The sequence below is a fragment of the Streptomyces sp. NPDC026575 genome, assembly GCF_055567415.1.
The window spans coordinates 101,147-119,713 of the sequence record NZ_JBVHQM010000028.1 but is presented as its reverse complement, the minus strand read 5'-3'; the positions used below and the strand labels follow the sequence as shown (position 1 = coordinate 119,713).

Here is an 18,567-nt window from a genome sequence, read left to right as displayed (position 1 = left end):
CTCCGGTTGTGGTGAAGACAGGCATCTCCACTACGCCCGGAGGTCTCTTCTTGATCAACTACCGACGCGAGTTACCAACCTCATGGCCGAGTACACCTAGCCGCCGACGACCGTCACCTCGCCCAACCCCAGCTCCTTGACGGGCTCGGCGATCTGGGCCGCGTCACCCACCAGGACCGTCACCAGCCGGTCCACCGGGAAGGCGCTGACCGCCGCCGCGGTCGCCTCGACCGTGCCGGTCTCCGCGAGCCGGGCGTACAACTGCGCCTGGAAGTCGTCCGGGAGCTGCTGCTCCACCTGGTCGGCGAGCGTGCCCGCGACGGCCGCCGCGGTCTCGTACTTCAGCGGCGCGACCCCGACGAGGTTCTGGACGGCGACATCGCGCTCCTCGTCCGTCAGCCCCTCCGCAGCGAGGGTCCGCAGCACCTGCCACAGGTCCTGCAGTGCCGGGACGGTGGAGGCGGTGTCCACCGAGCCGCTGATGGCGAGCAGGGCTGCGCCCGTCGCTCCTTCGGGGGAGCCGGGGGCGGTGGAGCGCAGCACCTGGCCGAAGGCGCGCACCCCGTAGGTGTAGCCCTTCTCCTCCCGCAGCACACGGTCCAGCCGGGAGGTGAGGGTGCCGCCCAGGCAGTACGTGCCGAGGACCTGCGCCGGCCACACCCGGTCGTGCCGGTCGGCGCCGATCCGGCCGATGAGCAGCTGCGTCTGGACGGCTCCGGGGCGGTCCACGATCACCACGCGGCCAGTGTCGTCGGCGACGATCGGCGCGGCCTTCAGCGGCTCGGCGGTCGAGCCGCTCCAGGCGCCGAGGGTCTCGGCGAGCGCCGCGTCCAGGTCGACACCGGTGAAGTCGCCGACCACGACGGCGGTGGCCGTGGCGGGCCGCACATGGGTGTCGTAGAAGGCCCGGACGGCCGCCGCGTCGATGCGGGCCACGGTCTCCTCGGTGCCCTGGCGGGGCCGCGACATGCGCGCGGTGGCCGGGAACAGTTCCTTGGACAGCGCCATGGCGGCACGCCGGGCCGGGTTCGCGAGCTCGTGCGGGATCTCGTCGAGGCGGTTGCGCACCAGCCGCTCGACCTCGCTGTCCGGGAAGGCGGGGGCGCGCAGCGCGTCGGCGAGCAGGCCGAGCGCGCGCGGCAGCCGGGAGGCCGGGACCTCCAGGGAGACCCGTACGCCGGGGTGGTCGGCGTGCGCGTCCAGTGTGGCGCCGCAGCGCTCCAGCTCGGCGGCGAACTCCTCGGCGTCGTACTTGTCGGTGCCCTCGGACAGCGCACGCGCCATGATCGTGGCGACGCCGTCCAGGCCCTCGGGCTCGGCGTCCAGCGGCGCGACGAGGTTGACCTCGACGGCGACGACCTGCTGACCGGGGCGGTGGCTGGTCAGCAGCGTGAGCCCGTTGGGGAGTTGGCTGCGGTCGGGGGCCGGGAAGGCCCACGGCTTGGGCGCGCCGCCCCGGGGCTGGGGGTGGAAGTCCATGCTGCTCATGGGGGACCCTGCGCGGTTGGTGGCGTCGCTCACTGGTCCGCCTCCCCTTCCTCGGTGTCGGCGGCGTCGGTCGGCTCGGTGGGTTCGTAGACCAGCACCGCCCGGTTGTCGGGGCGCAGCCGGGCCTTGGCGACCGCCTGCACCTCCTCGGGGGTGATGTCCAGAACGCGCTGTACGGCGGTCAGCGCGAGCTGCGGGTCGCCGAACAGGACGGCGAAACGGCACAGTTCGTCGGCGCGGCCGCTGACCGTGGCGAGGCGGTCCAGCCATTCGCGCTCCAGCTGGGCCTGCGCGCGCTCCATCTCCTCCGGGGTGGGGCCCTCGGCGGCGAAGCGGGCCAGCTCCTCGTCGACGGCGCGCTCGATGTCGGGGACCTCCACGCCACCGGACGTCTTCACGTCCAGCCAGCCCAGCGAGGGCGCGCCGGCCAGCCGCAGCAGGCCGAAGCCGGCCGCGACGGCGCTGCGGTCGCGGCGCACCAGCCGGTTGTACAGGCGGGAGGACTCGCCGCCGCCCAGGACGGTCAGCGCCAGGTCGGCGGCGTCCGCCTCACGGGTGCCGTCGTGCGGCAGGCGGTAGGCCGCCATCAGGGCGCGGGAGGGCACGTCCTCCTCGACGACCTCGCGCAGCTGGCCGCCCATGACGTCGGGCAGCGCGCCGTCCCGGGGCGGCTGCTTGCCGTCGTGCGAGGGGATCGAACCGAAGTACTTCTCGATCCAGGCCAGCGTCTGCGCGGAGTCGATGTCGCCGACGACCGACAGGACGGCGTTGTTGGGCGCGTAGTACGTACGGAAGAACGCCCGGGCGTCCTCCAGCGAGGCGGCGTCCAGGTCGGCCATCGACCCGATGGGCGTGTGGTGGTACGGGTGGCCCTCCGGGTACGCCATGGCCGTCAGCTTCTCGAAGGCCGTGCCGTAGGGGACGTTGTCGTAGCGCTGGCGGCGCTCGTTCTTGACGACGTCGCGCTGGTTCTCCAGGGACTCTTCGTCGAGCGCGGTCAGCAGCGAGCCCATCCGGTCCGCCTCCAGCCAGAGCGCGAGCTCCAGCTCGTGGGTGGGCATGGTCTCGAAGTAGTTGGTGCGCTCGAAGCTCGTGGTGCCGTTGAGCGAGCCGCCGGCGCCCTGCACCAGCTCGAAGTGGCCGTTGCCCTTCACCTGCGCGGAGCCCTGGAACATCAGGTGCTCGAAGAGGTGAGCCAGGCCCGTACGGCCCTTGACCTCGTGGCGGGAGCCGACGTCGTACCACAGGCACACCGCTGCGACCGGGGTCAGGTGGTCTTCGGAGAGCACCACGCGCAGGCCGTTGGCCAGCCGGTGCTCGGTCGCTGTCAGGCCGCCGGAGCCGGCTTGTTCTGTGGCCGTGTGACCCATGGGCATGTACGTCCCTTCGATCCGCTTGCGAGGAAGTTCTGTCACTGTATGCAAGCGCGTCGGCATCTGGCGAAGTTCCCGTGCGACCGGCCCCGATCGAGCGTCGTGCCCGGCCCCCTCCGGTGGCGAAGGGGGAGTCGCGGTGGGCGTTGTCAGTGGGGCGGTCCACAATGGTCCGCGTCAGACTCACAGATACTCGACGGTTGATCCCCCAGCTGGTTGACCCGACTGATTGACCGACGTCGCCCTGACGTCGCTTCCCGACACGGCAGTAGACGCAGCAGAAGGAGCCGCAGCCGCGATGGCCCGCCGCAGCACGAAGACCCCGCCGCCGGACGACTTCGAGGAGAGGATCCTCGACATCGACGTCGTCGACGAGATGCAGGGTTCCTTCCTCGAGTACGCGTATTCGGTCATCTACTCGCGCGCCCTGCCGGACGCCCGCGACGGCCTCAAGCCCGTGCACCGCCGCATCCTCTACCAGATGAACGAGATGGGCCTGCGCCCCGACCGCGGGTACGTGAAGTGCGCCCGGGTCGTCGGCGAGGTCATGGGCAAGCTCCACCCGCACGGCGACGCGTCGATCTACGACGCCCTGGTGCGCATGGCGCAGCCGTTCTCGATGCGGGTGCCGCTGGTGGACGGCCACGGCAACTTCGGCTCGCTGGGCAACGACGACCCGCCCGCGGCCATGCGGTACACCGAGTGCCGGATGGCGTCCGCGACGTCCCTGATGACGGAGTCGATCGACGAGGACACCGTCGACTTCGCGCCCAACTACGACGGCCAGGAGCAGGAGCCGGTCGCCCTGCCCGCCGCGTACCCGAACCTCCTCGTCAACGGCTCGTCCGGCATCGCGGTCGGTATGGCCACGAACATGCCGCCGCACAACCTGGGCGAGGTCATCGCCGCGGCCCGCCACCTGATCAAGCACCCCAACGCCGACCTGGACACGTTGATGCGCTTCGTGCCGGGTCCCGACCTGCCGACCGGCGGCCGGATCGTGGGCCTGGGCGGCGTCCGGGACGCGTACGAGAAGGGCCGCGGCACATTCAAGATCCGCGCGACGGTGACGGTGGAGAGCGTCACCGCCCGCCGCAAGGGCCTGGTCGTCACCGAACTCCCCTTCACGGTCGGCCCCGAGAAGGTCATCTCCAAGATCAAGGACCTGGTCGGCTCGAAGAGGCTGCAGGGCATCGCGGACGTCAAGGACCTCACCGACCGTGAGCACGGCCTGCGGCTGGTGATCGAGGTCAAGAACGGCTTCAACCCCGAGGCCGTCCTGGAGCAGCTCTACAAGCTCACGCCGATGGAGGAGTCCTTCGGCATCAACAACGTCGCGCTGGTGGACGGCCAGCCGCTGACGCTGGGCCTGAAGGAGCTGCTGGAGGTCTACGTCGATCACCGCTTCGAGGTGGTGCGGCGGCGCAGCGAGTTCCGGCGCGGCAAGCGGCGCGACCGCCTCCATCTGGTCGAGGGCCTGCTGACGGCCCTGGTGGACATCGACGAGGTGATCCGCCTGATCCGCTCCAGCGAGAACAGCGCGCAGGCCAAGGAGCGGCTGATCGAGCGGTTCTCGCTGAGCGACATCCAGACGCAGTACATCCTCGACACCCCGCTGCGCCGGCTGACCAAGTTCGACCGTATCGAGCTGGAGTCCGAGCGCGACCGGCTGCAGGAGGAGATCGAGAAGCTGACCCGGATCCTCGAATCGGACGCCGAGCTGCGCAAGCTGGTCTCCAACGAGCTGGCCGCGGTCGCCAAGAAGTACGGCACGGACCGGCGCACGGTCCTGCTGGAGTCGGCGGGCACCTCGGTCGGCGCGGTGCCGCTGGAGGTCTCCGACGACCCGTGCCGGGTGCTGCTGTCCTCCACGGGCCTTCTGGCGCGCACGGTCACCGGCGAGGTGCCCTTCGACGTCGAGGCCAAGCGGGTCAAACACGATCTGATCGTCTCGGCGGTGCCGGCGACGACCCGCGGCGAGGTGGGCGCGGTGACGTCCCTGGGCAGGCTGCTGCGGCTCTCGGTGATCGATCTGCCGCAGCTCCCGGAGACGGCGGCCGCACCCAACCTCTCCGGTGGCGCCCAGATCTCGGAGTTCCTGTCGCTGCAGGACGGCGAGGAGCTGATCTGCCTGACCACACTGGACGAGTCCTCGCCGGGCCTGGCCCTCGGCACGGAGCAGGGCGTCGTCAAGCGGGTGGTGCCCGACTACCCCGCCAACAAGGAGGAGTTGGAGGTCATCACCCTCAAGGAGGGCGACCGCATCGTGGGCGCCGCCGAACTGCGCACCGGTGAGGAGGACCTGGTCTTCATCACCAACGAGGCGCAGCTGCTGCGCTATCAGGCGTCGCAGGTGCGACCGCAGGGCCGTCCGGCCGGCGGTATGGCGGGTATCAAGCTGGGCGAGGGTGCCAAGGTGATCTCGTTCTCGGCGGTCGATCCGGCCTCCGACGCCATGGTGTTCACCGTCGCCGGCTCACACGGCACGCTCGACGACTCGGTGGCGACTGCCAAGCTCACCCCGTTCGACCAGTACCCGCGCAAGGGCAGGGCCACGGGCGGCGTGCGCTGCCAGCGCTTCCTGAAGGGCGAGGACTGCCTGACGCAGGCATGGGCGGGACCGGCCCCGGTGCGCGCCTCGGACGCCAAGGGCGCCCCGGTCGCCCTGCCGGAGACCGACCCGCGCCGCGACGGCTCCGGAGTGCCCCTGGCGAAGCCGGTGGCGGCACTGGCAGGACCGATGTAGCCGACGCGCCGCACGCAACGCGGACGGGCGCTGTCGGGCCGGTGGACTTCCGGCCCGACAGCGCCCGTCCGCGTTCCTCAGCCGCTCGCTTCAGGCGCTCTCCTCAGACGTCGGCCTTCCTCAAGCGCCACCGTCAGGCGCCTTCGGACACCACCCTCAGATGTCTGCTTCGACCTCGTCCTCACGGGCAGCCACATAGCGCAGCACGCCCCACATGCTGTTCACATCGGCATCCGACGGGCCGGGCTCCCGGCAGTTCTCCAGCTCCTTGCGCAGCGCCGGCGCGTCGATGCCGCTGCCGATCATGACGAGCTGGGTGCACCGCTCCTCGCCCTTGGGCCACGGCTCGGGGTAGAAGCGCAGGAAGTCGCCGACCGCGTGCAGCGTGAACTTCTGGCGGTTCTCCGGGACGTCGAAGTGGACGAAGCCCTTGATGCGGTAGAGGCCGGTCGGGCGGCTGTCGAGGAAGCTCATGAGCCGGCGCGGGTGCATCGGCTCGGACGAGGTGAACTCCACGCTCTGATAAGCGGCGTGCAGATGACCTGCGTGACCGGGGTGATGCGCGTGCTCCGGGTGATCGCAGCGACCCTCGCCGTCACCACAGTGGTCATCGACGTGATCGCGGTGGTCGTCATCCTGACCCGCGGGCCCGCCGTTCGCCGCGGCCTCACGCAGCAGATCCTCGAACGACAGCTGACGTACGGACGCGTCGAGGTCCTCCCCCGTACCGCGATCGAAGAACAGCTCGGGGTCGACCCGCCCGTACGCCGTGCAGATCACCGGCCGCCCCGGAGCGAGGTCCGCGAGCCGGTCCATGAGTGCCTGCCGCGCCGCATCACCGATCCGGTCGGCCTTGTTGAGCACCACGATGTCGGCGATGCCCACATGCCGGTCCAGTTCGGGATGCCGCACCCGGGTGTCATCGAACTCGGCGGCGTCCACGACCTCGATCAGCCCGCCGTAGACGATCCGGTCGTTGTCGCTGGCGAGGATCATCCGGATGAGTTCCTGCGGCTCGGCCAGCCCACTGGCCTCGATGACGATCACGTCGATCCGGGCGGCGGGGCGGGCCAGCCGCTCCAGGTAGGTGTCCAGTTCGCTGGTGTCGACCGCGCAGCACAGACAGCCGTTGCCGAGCGACACCATCGAGTCCACCTGCCCGGCGACGGTCATGGCGTCGATCTCGATGCTGCCGAAGTCGTTGACGATCGCGCCGATACGGGTGCCGTCGCCGGCGCCGAGCAGATGGTTGAGGAGCGTGGTCTTGCCCGAACCGAGGAATCCCGCGAGCACGACCACCGGGATCTGTTGCGTGACCAAGGGGGCGCCTCCATGGTGCGGGTGGCGGGCCGCCCGGACCGGCGGCGAACGAGCTGTCGATCGTAACGGACCGCCGGCCGCCACGGGCTCGGCCCGCCCCGCCGGCCCCTAGAGGGCGGCGACGACGGGCAGCGGCTGCGGCGGGGGCGGGCCGACGTAGCGGGCCGCCGGACGAATGATCTTCGAGTCCTCCGCCTGCTCCAGGATGTTGGCACTCCAACCGACGACGCGGGCCGCGCAGAACGTGGGCGTGAACATCTCACGCGGCAGTCCGCACAGTTCCATGACGACGCCCGCGTAGAACTCCACATTGATGTGCAGCTCGCGACCCGGCTTGAGCTCGGCCAGCAGCGCCTCGGCCCTCGTCTCCACCTGGAGGGCGAATTCCACCAGCGGTCCACCGAAGCCCTCGGCGATACCACGCAGCATCCGGGAGCGCGGGTCCTCGGTGCGGTAGACGGGGTGCCCGAAACCCATGATCCGCTCGCCGCGCAGTACGCGGTCGCGGATCCAGGTGTCGATGCGGTCCGGTGTGCCGATGGCGTCGAGGGTGTCCAGTGCGCGGCTGGGTGCACCGCCGTGCAGCGGCCCGGAAAGCGCACCGATGGCGCCGACGAGGCAGGCCGCGAGGTCGGCGCCGGTGGACGTGATGACGCGGGCGGTGAAGGTCGAGGCATTGAAGCCGTGGTCGATGGTGGAGATCAGGTACGCCTCGATCGCGCGCACCTGCTCCGGCTGCGGTTCTTCGCCGGTGAGCATGTAGAGGTAGTTGGCGGCGTGGCCGAGGTCGGCGCGCGGCTCCACGGGCTGCTGCCCCTGGCCGAGCCGGTGGAGCGCGGTGAGCAGGGTGGGTACGGCGGCACAGGCGGCAAGTGCGTCGGCCCGCCTCTGGTCGGCGTCGATGTCGTACAGGGGCCGAAAGCCGACCGTCGCACCGAGCAGCGAGAGCGCGGTACGCAGCCCGGCGAGCGGGCCGGCGAGCGCACCGGCCTGGGCGAGCGCGGGAAGCGCGTCACGCACGGCGGCGGGCAGCAGCCGCAGTGCAGCGGTCTGGGCTGTGAAGGCCGCAAGCTGCGCCGCGTCGGGCAGTTCACCGTGGAACATCAGGTACCAGACGTCCTCGAAGCTGCGGCTCGCGGCCAGCTCGACGGCGGAGTACTGGCGGTAGTGGTAGAAGCCCTCGAGGCCCCGGACGTCGCCGAGTTGAGTCTCGGTGACGATGACACCCGCGAGTCCACGGGGCGCGTTGATCGGTGCGTTCGCCTCGGCGATCGACATGGCGGATCTCCTTTGCTCTTCCTCCCCGAATATTGATCCGACTATCTATGCTTGACTCAAGAGTCGTCAATATTGATTGAATCAATATGTATGAGTCTGGATACGGTGACCTCATGGCGGATCAAGACACCACGCAGGACGCGAGCGGGCGACGGCTGAGCACCCGGGAGGCGGCCGACCGGCTCGGCGTGAAGCCCGAGACGGTGTACGCGTATGTCAGCCGCGGCCAGCTGACCAGTCGCCGCGAACCGGGCAGCCGTGGCAGCACCTTCGACGCGAAGGAGGTCGAGGTGCTGGCCCGCCGCAGCGGCCGGCGCGAACCACCAGCCGCCAGTGGCGAGTTGGCCGTCCGCACCGGCATCACCCTCATCGACCGCGACCACTGCTACTTCCGTGGCGTCGATGCATCCGAACTCGCCGCCCACTACAGCTACGAGGAAGTGGCCGAGTGGCTGTGGACCGGCGAAATGCGCCACGGCATCCGCTTCACCGCACCACACGACGCCCTGTCCGCAGCCCGCCGTGCCGTACAGGCACTGCCGGCCCACAGCGGACCGATGGACCGTCTGCGGGTAGCGGTGATCGCCGCAGCGGCCGCCGACCCACTCCGCTTCGACCTATCCGAGAACGTCGTCCTCGACACCGCCCGCACCCTGATCCCGACCCTCGTCGACGCCCTGCCGTCACAGGCTGCCGAGCAGTCCGCCGCGGACTCACTGGCCCCACGCCTGTGGTCCCGCCTGACATCTGAGCCGGCCGACCCCGCGTCGCTGCGCATCTTGGACGCCGCGCTGATTCTGCTCATCGATCACGACCTCGCCGCATCAACCCTCGCGGTCCGCGTCGCCGCCTCCGCACGAGCGCATCCGTACGCCATCGTCTCGGCCGGCTTCGGGGCATTGGACGGCGCGCTACACGGTGCGGCGAGTGGACTTGCCCACCGAATGCTGCTCGAGGTGCTGGGCCGGGGCAGCGCGGCCGCCGTCGTCGCCGACCACCTGCGAGCCGGGCGCCGGGTGCCGGGCCTCGGGCATCGCCTCTACACGGGTGAGGACCCGCGCGCCCACACCCTCTTCGAGCTGCTGGAAGAGGTACCGCGCGCCCGCCCCGCGCTGCAGGCTGCTCGCGAAGTGATCACCACCACCGCTCGACACACGGAGCTGCACGCCAACGTCGACCTGGCGCTGGCCGTCCTGACCGTCGCGACCGGAATGCCGACCGAGGCGGGCGAAACCATCTTCGCCATCGCTCGCACCGCCGGCTGGATCGCCCACGCCCTGGAGGAGTACGAGGAGCCCCCAGCCCGCATGCGCCCCAGCGGTAGGTACTGCGGCCCGAAGCCACCACAGCCACTGCCGTAAGCAGAGGCACCGCACGTACAGGTGGCCTTGGGTTGCTCAAGCCCCAGGCCACAGCCGGGACAACTTCCGTGGACATGCGAGCCCCCCAGCCCCTCCCGGAATCCACCCCAGCGCACGAGGTTAGGCTCACCTTTGTGAGTACCTGCGCCACCGCTTCCCTCGAATCGGCCGAACCTCTCGCCGGGACGGCGGCCACCGCCCTGACCTGGCTGCTCATCGAGCAGTCCGGGCCGTGGGGGGCCAAGGCGCTGACGGACAGCCATCTTGACCCTGACGTCGGCCGGGCCCTGGAGGCCGCGGCAGAGGGCACGGGCGTACGCATCGCCCTCATCCGCAGGCCAGGGCGCCATGCCGACTGCCACGACGCATCCTCGCGCCGCATGTTCCTCGCACACACCGCCCCAGGGCGTTCATGGGTCCGCACGACCACGGTCACCGACCCGCGAGCGGCCCTCGGGCTGAATTTCACTGCCCTGGGGGACGGAGAGCATGGCGGCCTTTGGGAGCCGTACACCGGTGAACCGCTGGTCCTCGTGTGCACCAACGGCAAGCGGGACCGCTGCTGCGCCCTCCTCGGCCGCCCGCTCGCCGCCGAGCTCGCCGCCGGCGGAGCCGCGGCATGGGAAGTCACTCACATCGGCGGCCACCGCTTCTCCCCCACCCTCTTCGTCCTCCCCTACGGCTACGCATACGGTCGCGCCTCGGCCCCTCTGGCCAAGGACGCCGTGGAGTCGGCGCGCGACGGACGGATCGCGCTCAACCACTGCCGCGGACGCTCGGCCTGGGACCGCCCGGCCCAGGCGGCCGACCTCGCGGTCCGCCAGCTCATTCGGGAGGACCGCGCGGACGCACTCGACGTCGTACGGACCGACACGGTGCGGCCCGAACTGTTGCCGGCCGACCACCGGGCGCTTCACAGCGGGACGCCTGCTGGAGCGTTCCCCACCTGGGCCGTCATCTTGACGCACACGGACGGCCGCGCCTGGCGGGTGATCGTTCAAGAGCGGGCCGACGGTGCTCCGACGCCCGCTAGCTGTGGTGCGCCGCTCGGTCCACCAGCTCGGATGGCGGTTGGTTCCATCACCGCCATCGCGGGTGCGACACGGGCAAGGGCAGCAGCGCCCTGCAGCTGACCTCGCGCGCCTCGGCGAGGGCACTCCCGAACCGGTGGCAGTACCTCGCGGCCGCCTCGCCTCCCTGGACTCGTCGGGAGTCTGCTGCAAGGAGGCGTCGCCGACGGCCGCAGCGCGCGACGGACGCCGGGAACCTCCCGGCCGCTTCAAGATCAACGTAGCGATCCCCAAACTCAGCATCGCTCCCGCTGCCCGCCACGCCACAACCCGGCGCCCTCCGCCCCGCACTGCTGCCTGCCACGCTCCCTTGCCACCCCTCATGGACCACATGACCGCTCCCCTCTCCGCGAGCCATCGCGCGCACGATCCGCCTCGACCGGAATCGGCATCACGCTGCGAGGTTAGGCGCGCACGATCTGCAATCGAAAGGCCTGTGGATAACCGCTCGGTCCCCCTGCCCACAGCCCGTGGCAGCGCTGCGAGTCGCCGCCCGAACACCCTCCGAATTGGGCCCATCAGGGATTACCGCCAGGCCGCCGCCGCGCTTACTGTTCGTTCATATGGGCGAGAAGGATGCGTCGGCTCCGCGCCCGAGTGGCGCTCGGCCCTCGGGTTCCGCAGCCGTCCCCGCCGACGCGCCGGCCTCCGGCACTGCGCCCGAGCTGCCCCGGAAGTGGCCGCGCCTGGGCTGGCCACGCCGCGTCTTCTCCCAGGTGCTGATGGTGCAGCTAGCCATCGCCACGGGAGTCACCGCACTGGCAACCGGTCTCTTCCTCGCCCCGCTCAGCGCCCAGCTCGACGATCAGGCGATGCGCCGCGCCCTCGCCATCGCGCAGACCACCGCCGCGGCGCCGTCGCTCGATGACGCCCTGGAATCCTCGCGCCCCAGCCGTCACGGTCCCGTCCAGAACGAGGCGGAGCGGATCCGTGCCGCCACCGGGGCCGAATACGTAGTGATCATGGACAAGCGCGGCGTGCGCTGGTCCCACACCGACCCGGACGAGATCGGCCACCACGTCTCCACCGACCCCAGCGTCGCCCTCGCCGGCCAGGAGGTCATGCAGATCGACGAGGGCACCCTCGGCCGCTCCGCGCGCGGCAAGGTCCCGCTGCGCAACGAGAACGGCGAGGTCATCGGCGCCGTCTCGGTCGGCATCGCGTACGAGAGCGTGCAGGAACGGCTGCTCTCCACCGTCCCGCAATTGCTCGCGTACGCGGGCGGGGCCCTCGCCGTGGGAGCGCTTGCCGCCTATCTCGTCTCCCGCCGCCTCCAGCGCCGCACCCATGACCTGGCGTTCTCCGATATCTCCGCGCTGCTCGCCGAGCGAGAAGCGATGCTGCACGGCATCCGTGAAGGGTTCGTCGCGCTCGACGCCCGCGGCCGGATCCGCCTGATGAACGACGAGGCGCAGCGCCTCCTCGACCTGCGCGCCGACGACACCGGCCGCCCTCTGGACGCCGCCCTGCCGCCGGGCCGTACAACCGATGTGCTGGCCGGCCGTGTTGCAGGGGCCGATCTGCTGGCCGTCAGCGGGCAGCGGGTTCTGGTGGCGAACCGCATGCCGACCGACGACGGGGGTGCGGTGGTCACTTTGCGCGACCGCACCGAGCTGGAACGGCTGGGCCGCGAGCTGGACGGTACTCGCGGCCTGATCGACGCCCTGCGCGCACAGGACCACGAGCACGCCAACCGGCTGCACACACTGCTAGGTCTGCTCGAGCTGGGGCTCCACGAAGAGGCCGTGGAGTTTGTGACACAGGCCGTGGGCGTGCATCGGGCGACTGCGGAACAGGTCACCGAGCGCATCCACGATCCGCTGCTCGCCGCCCTCCTGGTGGGCAAGGCCACGGTCGCCACCGAGCGTGGCGTCTCCTTGCGCGTCGCACCCGGCACTCATCTGCCCGACCGGCTGGTCGACCCGCACAGCCTGGTCACCGTACTCGGCAACCTCATCGACAACGCCCTGGATGCCACATCAAGTGAACGCGACGCACAACTGGAGGTGGAGATCCGGGCCGATGGCCAGACCGCCATCGTCCGCGTCAGCGACAACGGGCCGGGAGTGCCCGAGGCGCGTCGCGCGGAGATCTTCACGGAAGGCTGGACAACCAAGGAGCCGCCCGCCCACGGGCAGCGCGGCATCGGCCTGGCCCTCGTGCGCCGGCTCGCCGAGCGCTACGGAGGCCGTGCCGAGGTCGGCGAACGCCCCAGTGGCGGCGCGGTGTTCACCGTCACCCTCCCCGACGCGCTGTCCGAGCAGATTCCCCAGCCGGGTGATGCACCCCATGAGGTAGCGGTAATGAACACCCATGCCACCGGGCGAGCCAGCGACACCGAGGGCGCTCGTCACGTCGCAGGTGTCACGGAGGCCGGGCGATGATCGACGTACTGGTCGTGGACGACGATGTGCACGTCGCGCGGATCAACGCGGCGTATGTCGCCAAAGTGGCGGGGTTCCGGGTCAGTTGCCTCGCGCATACCGCCGCCGAAGCCCTCGCCGCCCTGGAGACGCACCCTGTCGACCTGATCCTGCTGGACCACTACCTTCCCGACAGAGCAGGGCTTCAACTGGTCGGCGAACTGCGGCGACGCGGTCTGCTCACTGACGTGATCATGGTCACGGCGGCTCGCGATATCGCCACCGTGCAGGCTGCGATGCGGCACGGCGCACTGCAGTACCTGGTCAAGCCGTTCACCTTTGCGGGCCTGCGCTCCAAGCTGGAGGGGTACGCGGCGCTGCACCGTACGTTCGCGGACGGCGGGCAGGCGGAGCAGTCCGAAGTGGATCGGATCTTCGGGGCGTTGGGAGCCGCCAACGCCGGCCCCGCCGAATTGCCCAAGGGTCACTCCTCCGCCACCGCCGACCGTGTGCGCTCGGTACTGCGCTCCGCGGACTCACCGTTGTCGGCCCAGGACGTCGCCCTCCAGGCCGGCCTCAGCCGGCAGACCGCCCAGCGCTACCTCAAGCTGCTGGAGCGGGCCGGGCGCGTACGCCTCACTCTCAAGTACGGCGAGACCGGCCGCCCGGAACACCGTTACGACTGGGTCTGAGGCCGACACCGCGGTTCAGTACGCGCGCTCTAAGCCAACCCACCCGGCCCCACCAGCACCTACGCCTACGTCTCTGCGTGCCGGAACTCGTCGGATGAACGCCCGACCCCGCCTCGAGTGGTGCGCTGTGTCCCCTGCTCTTCACCCCATCAGGTGGTGAGCTACCCGGGCGGCTGTGCGAGACCGTGGCGGTAGGCGTAGTGGACGGCCTGAGTCCGGTCGCGCAGTCCCGCTTTGGCGAAGAGGTTGTTGATGTGGGTCTTCACTGTCGCGGTGGAGACGTGCAGCGTGCGCGCGATCTCCGGATTGGACTGGCCGGCGGCGACCAGCTGCAACACCTCCACCTCACGGGCTGTAAGCCCGTCCGGTGGCTCGTCGGGCGGCTGCGGCAGGGTCCGTACGGGCTCCGTGACGCGTTCCAGGAGCCTGCGCTGGATCCTCGGTGACAACCCGGCCTCGCCCGAGAGCACGTCGTCGATGGCGCGGACGATCTCATCACCGTCCGCGTCCTTGGTCAGGTAGCCGCGGGCGCCGGCCTGAAGGGCGGGGAAGAGCGAGTCGTCGTCGGCGTAGGTGGTGAGCACGACGACCTGGGTGCCCGGGTGGTCCGCGCGGATGCGGCGGGTGGCCTCGACGCCGTCACAGCGTGGCATGCGCAGGTCCATCAGGACGACGTCGGGGGCTACCTCGGCGACCATACGGACGGCTTCCTCGCCGTCTGCGGCCGCTCCGACGACTTCGATGCCCGGCAGCAGCCCCAGCAGCATCACGATGCCCTCACGCACCACGGTCTGGTCATCGGCGGCCACGACCCGCGCCACCTTGCGCGCCGTCATGCCGGCACTCGCAACCGCACCACGAAACCCTCCTCAGCGGGACCGGACTCCAGCGTTCCGCCGAGGAGTTCGGCGCGCTCCCGCATCCCGAGCAGACCGTAACCGGCACCGCTCTTGGCGAGCTCGACGGCCTGCCCACGGCCGCCAAAGTCGCGCACCTCGAGGCGCACGTCGTCTGCCGTGTACTCCAGCAGCACGTTCACCCGGGCGCCCCGGGCATGCTTGCGTACGTTCGTCAGCGCCTCCTGGGCGACTCTGCGCAGCGCGAGACCCACCTCGGCCGGCAGCGGGCGCGCCTCCCCCGTAACGTCCAGCCGCAGGCCCTCAGCGGCCGCCAGACGGCGCAGGTAGTCCTCGACCGGGATCATCTCCCCGCGAAGCGCGGAAAGCGCCTCACGGGTGCCGTCCAGCCCTTCACGGGCCATCCCCCGGCATGCCACCACCCGTTCCATGAGCTTTTCACGGTCGGCCTCGAGGTCGGTGCTGCGCTGGATCAGCAGCCTCGCCGCCTCCAGATGCACCACCTGAGCGCTGAGGCTGTGAGCGAGGACATCGTGGATCTCCCGTGCGATACGGCCTCGTTCCGTCAGTGCAGCCGATTCGGCCTCGGCTTTACGGGCGGCTCGTTCCTGGGCCAGCAGCCGCTGGGCATTGCCGCGCGCTTCGGCGTCCAGCCGTACGACATAGCCCGCCAGCGCCAAGCCCGCGGTGGTCGCGATGGTCGTCAGCCAGTTGTCGGTGTTCATGACCGCGTACGCACCGAGTGCCGAGGCGGCGCACGGTACGGCGGCGCTGAGCGGCAGCCGCTCCATGGCGATGATGGCGCAGGCGCACCACAGGACGATCGCCGGCGTGCGCGCCCCTGCGTACTGGAAGCCGAAGGCGGTGGCCTCCAGTACGGCGAACAGCGCGATGGACGGCCACAGGCGGCGCTGCAGCGTCGCACGGAAGAATCCGCGGAACGCCAGCACGGTGACGGCCAGCCCGGCGACGGCCACCACCAGGGCCCAGCCGCGGAAGTGCGGCCCCGTCACGGTGGACCACGTCAGTGCCGCGACCGCCAGGAGGCGCACGGATCGGCCGATCCACAACCGGGCGCTGCTGATGCCCTCACGGGACAGTGACTCCCTAAGGGGCCAGCTCGTCCAGGCGTTCAGCGTCACATGCGGTCCTTCGTGGTTGCGGTGCGGTGCGAGGCGTACGTCCATGGGTGTCAGCCCCAGGACGTACGGCCAAAGGCGTCAGCAGGCGGCAGGAACACGGTACGTCTGCCGCAGGTCCTGGGCCCTCCAGGAGGTGACACCGGACCGTGTCAGCAGCATTGCGGCAACACCGAGCATGATGGCCGCGCTGCCCTGGTGGACGCCCATGGCCGCGGCGACCCCCATGAGAGCGGCGCGCAGCGCCATACCGCAGAGCCAGACACCGGCCGCCGCCCAGCCTCCCTTGGTCCACACCACGCCGTCCGCGTCCGTCCAGATACGCGTCGTCCAGGCCCAGCCGGCGCCACAGGCCAGCCCGATGAGCAGCTCCACGGCGAGCAGAACAGCGGCTTCCGCGGGATGCCGGGCATCGAGGAGACCGGGTTGCCGCAGCGCCATGACCGTCAGGACGGCCGGGATCAGCCACCACTTCCTGCCCTCGGCCTTGAGGCGCTGCGCCTTGAACTGCTGGATGAACACGAATGCGACAGCCGCGGTGATCACAACGATGTTGAGCAGGCCGCTCATGACCTGAGCCTCCGTGGGACGGGGATTTTCGACCCTTCCGACGCTATGGAGAGCGGCGGCCGTCCGGATCGGAGCCAGGGTGGGGAGCGGGTGGAAATGGCGGCGGGCGCCTCTCCACCCGTGGGTGGAGAGGCGCCCGCACAGTGCCGCGGTGGGCTCAGGTGTCGATGCGCGAACGGTCCAGGGTGGACGCGGAGTTGGTGATGAACTCCTTGCGGGGGGCGACTTCGTTGCCCATCAGGAGGTCGAAGGCCTGCTCCGCCGCTTCGAGGTCGCTGATGTTGATGCGGCGCAGGGTGCGGTGGCGCGGGTCCATGGTCGTCTCGGCGAGCTGGTCGGCGTCCATCTCACCCAGGCCCTTATAGCGCTGGATGCTGTCCTTGTAGCGGACCTTCTTGCGCTCGAGTTCGAGCAGCGTCTGGCGCAGCTCGTTGTCCGAGTAGGTGTAGATGTACTTCTCCTGCCCCTTCCTGGGGTTGGTCAGCTCGACGCGGTGCAGCGGCGGGACGGCGGAGAAGACCCGGCCCTGCTCGACCATCGGCCGCATGTAGCGCTGGAAGAGGGTCAGCAGCAGGCAGCGGATGTGGGCGCCGTCGACATCCGCGTCGGCCAGGAAGATGACCTTGCCGTAGCGGGCGGCGTCGATGTCGAAGGTGCGGCCGGAGCCAGCCCCTATGACCTGGATGATGGCGCCGCACTCGGCGTTCTTGAGCATGTCCGAGACCGACGACTTCTGGACGTTGAGGATCTTGCCTCGGATCGGCAGCAGTGCCTGGAATTCGGAGTTCCGCGCCAGCTTCGCCGTACCCAGCGCCGAGTCTCCCTCGACGATGAAGAGTTCGCTGCGGTCGACGTCGTCGCTGCGGCAGTCCGCGAGCTTGGCCGGCAGCGAGGAGGATTCCAGCGCCGTCTTCCGCCGCTGGGCCTCCTTGTGCTGACGGGCGGCGATACGCGTACGGGCCGCCGCGACGACCTTCTCCATGACGGCGCGCGCCTGCTGCTTGGCGTCCCGCTTGGTGGAGGTCAGGAACGCCTTGAGCTCCCGGCTCACCACCTGGGCCACGATCCGGGAGGCGGCAGAGGTGCCGAGCACCTCCTTGGTCTGGCCCTCGAACTGCGGCTCGGCGAGCCGCACGGTCACCACGGCGGTGAGGCCCTCCATGGCGTCGTCCTTGACGACGTCGTCCTCGGCGACGCGCAGCAGCTTGCTGGACCGCAGGGCCTCGTTGACGGTCTTGGTGACCGAGCGCTCGAAGCCGGAGACATGGGTGCCGCCCTTGGGGGTGGCGATGATGTTGACGAACGACCGGACCGTGGAGTCGTAGCCGGTGCCCCAGCGCAGGGCGATGTCGACGCCCAGTTCCCGGGTGACCTCCGTCGGGGTCATGTGACCGCGGTCGTCGAGGACCGGAACGGTCTCCTTGAAGGTGCCCTGGCCGGTCAGCCGCAGCACGTCGCAGACGGCCTTGTCCTGCGCGAGGTACTCGCAGAACTCGCTGATGCCGCCGTCGTAGCGGAACGTCTCCTCCGTCTTTCCGGCGCCGTCGATGCCGCGCTCGTCGCGGACGATGAGGGTCAGGCCCGGTACGAGGAAGGCCGTCTGGCGGGCGCGGGCGTGCAGCGTCTCCAGGGAGAGCTTGGCGTCCTTGAGGAAGATCTGCCGGTCGGCCCAGTAGCGGACGCGGGTGCCGGTCCTGGTCTTGGGGATCCGCTTGCCCTTGAGCAGGCCGTTGCCCGGGTCGAAGGGCGCGTCGGGGCCGGACTCGGTGAAGATTCCGGGGACGCCGCGTCGGAAGCTGATCGAGTGCGTCTTGCTGTTGCGGTCGACCTCGACGTCGAGTCGCGCCGAGAGGGCGTTGACGACGGAGGCGCCGACGCCGTGCAGGCCGCCGGAGGCCGCGTACGAGCCGCCGCCGAACTTTCCGCCGGCGTGCAGCTTGGTCATCACGACCTCGACGCCGCTCAGACCGGTCTTGGGCTCGACGTCCACGGGGATGCCGCGGCCGTTGTCCCGGACCTCCACCGACCCGTCGCCGTGGAGGATCACCTCGATGTGGTCGCAGTAGCCGCCCAGCGCCTCATCGACGGAGTTGTCGATGATCTCCCACAGGCAGTGCATGAGGCCACGGCTGTCCGTGGACCCGATGTACATGCCGGGGCGCTTGCGGACGGCCTCGAGGCCCTCGAGGACGAGCAGATGCCGCGCGGTGTAGTTGGAACCGTCCCGGTCTGCCCCGGTCAGCACTGCGGTGGACGGCACGGACATCTCGGCGGTCACGCGGTTCGCTCCTCGCTGAATTTCTGGCAGTC

The 18,567-nt window shown here is 70.3% G+C and carries 13 protein-coding genes; 5 read left to right on the top strand and 8 right to left on the bottom strand.

Features of this window, described 5'->3' with window-relative positions; all coding sequences use genetic code 11:
• Positions 1-96 precede the first annotated feature (96 nt).
• Positions 97-1,479, bottom strand: a complete 1,383-nt coding sequence (locus ACZ4NB_RS31200; RefSeq protein WP_467666397.1) for a M16 family metallopeptidase — start codon at positions 1,477-1,479, stop codon at positions 97-99.
• Between the two features lie 38 nt (positions 1,480-1,517).
• A complete protein-coding gene (locus ACZ4NB_RS31195; protein ID WP_467666396.1) occupies positions 1,518-2,858 on the bottom strand; it encodes a M16 family metallopeptidase in 1,341 nt (446 codons plus the stop codon).
• Positions 2,859-3,159: 301 nt separating this feature from the next.
• Here ACZ4NB_RS31195 and ACZ4NB_RS31190 point away from each other — a divergent pair, with 301 nt between their 5' ends.
• The gene (locus ACZ4NB_RS31190; protein WP_467666389.1) at positions 3,160-5,607 is read left to right on the top strand and encodes a DNA gyrase/topoisomerase IV subunit A; all 2,448 of its coding nucleotides are present in this window, start codon (positions 3,160-3,162) and stop codon (positions 5,605-5,607) included.
• A gap of 156 nt (positions 5,608-5,763) precedes the next feature.
• On the opposite strand, the gene ACZ4NB_RS31185 is transcribed toward ACZ4NB_RS31190, so the two are convergent.
• Together ACZ4NB_RS31185 and ACZ4NB_RS31180 are read right to left on the bottom strand one after the other, a co-directional pair.
• The gene (locus tag ACZ4NB_RS31185; RefSeq protein WP_467666388.1) at positions 5,764-6,927 is read right to left on the bottom strand and encodes a CobW family GTP-binding protein; all 1,164 of its coding nucleotides are present in this window, start codon (positions 6,925-6,927) and stop codon (positions 5,764-5,766) included.
• A gap of 108 nt (positions 6,928-7,035) precedes the next feature.
• Entirely contained in the window at positions 7,036-8,205 is a 1,170-nt protein-coding gene (locus ACZ4NB_RS31180) for a citrate synthase/methylcitrate synthase (protein ID WP_467666387.1), read from the bottom strand.
• 113 nt (positions 8,206-8,318) lie between these two features.
• Here ACZ4NB_RS31180 and ACZ4NB_RS31175 point away from each other — a divergent pair, with 113 nt between their 5' ends.
• The 4 genes from ACZ4NB_RS31175 (at position 8,319) to ACZ4NB_RS31160 (ending at position 13,691) form a co-directional block, all read left to right on the top strand.
• Positions 8,319-9,566, top strand: coding sequence for a citrate/2-methylcitrate synthase (locus ACZ4NB_RS31175; RefSeq protein WP_467666386.1), 1,248 nt, complete (start codon positions 8,319-8,321; stop codon positions 9,564-9,566).
• A 134-nt stretch (positions 9,567-9,700) separates the two neighbouring features.
• Positions 9,701-10,699 carry a sucrase ferredoxin gene (locus ACZ4NB_RS31170; protein ID WP_467666385.1) on the top strand — a complete coding sequence of 333 codons (999 nt, stop codon included), beginning with the start codon at positions 9,701-9,703 and terminating at the stop codon, positions 10,697-10,699.
• 500 nt (positions 10,700-11,199) lie between these two features.
• Entirely contained in the window at positions 11,200-13,020 is a 1,821-nt protein-coding gene (locus ACZ4NB_RS31165; RefSeq protein ID WP_467666384.1) for an ATP-binding protein, read from the top strand.
• Positions 13,017-13,691: a DUF7342 family protein gene (locus ACZ4NB_RS31160; RefSeq protein ID WP_467666383.1), complete on the top strand. Its 675-nt coding sequence runs from the start codon at positions 13,017-13,019 to the stop codon at positions 13,689-13,691. Before ACZ4NB_RS31165 ends, ACZ4NB_RS31160 begins: the two co-directional genes overlap by 4 nt.
• Before the next feature lie 161 nt (positions 13,692-13,852).
• Here the strand turns inward: ACZ4NB_RS31160 and ACZ4NB_RS31155 are convergent, their stop codons facing one another.
• From ACZ4NB_RS31155 to ACZ4NB_RS31140, 4 genes are all read right to left on the bottom strand, one after another.
• A complete protein-coding gene (locus tag ACZ4NB_RS31155) occupies positions 13,853-14,527 on the bottom strand; it encodes a response regulator transcription factor (RefSeq protein ID WP_467666382.1) in 675 nt (224 codons plus the stop codon).
• Positions 14,524-15,690 (bottom strand): sensor histidine kinase, encoded by a 1,167-nt coding sequence (locus ACZ4NB_RS31150; RefSeq protein WP_467666395.1) that lies wholly within the window; start codon positions 15,688-15,690, stop codon positions 14,524-14,526. The genes ACZ4NB_RS31155 and ACZ4NB_RS31150 overlap by 4 nt, the downstream gene beginning before the upstream one ends.
• Positions 15,691-15,768: 78 nt before the next feature.
• Positions 15,769-16,257: a DUF1453 domain-containing protein gene (locus ACZ4NB_RS31145; RefSeq protein ID WP_467666381.1), complete on the bottom strand. Its 489-nt coding sequence runs from the start codon at positions 16,255-16,257 to the stop codon at positions 15,769-15,771.
• 157 nt (positions 16,258-16,414) lie between these two features.
• Positions 16,415-18,535: a DNA gyrase/topoisomerase IV subunit B gene (locus tag ACZ4NB_RS31140; protein ID WP_467666380.1), complete on the bottom strand. Its 2,121-nt coding sequence runs from the start codon at positions 18,533-18,535 to the stop codon at positions 16,415-16,417.
• Positions 18,536-18,567 lie beyond the last annotated feature (32 nt).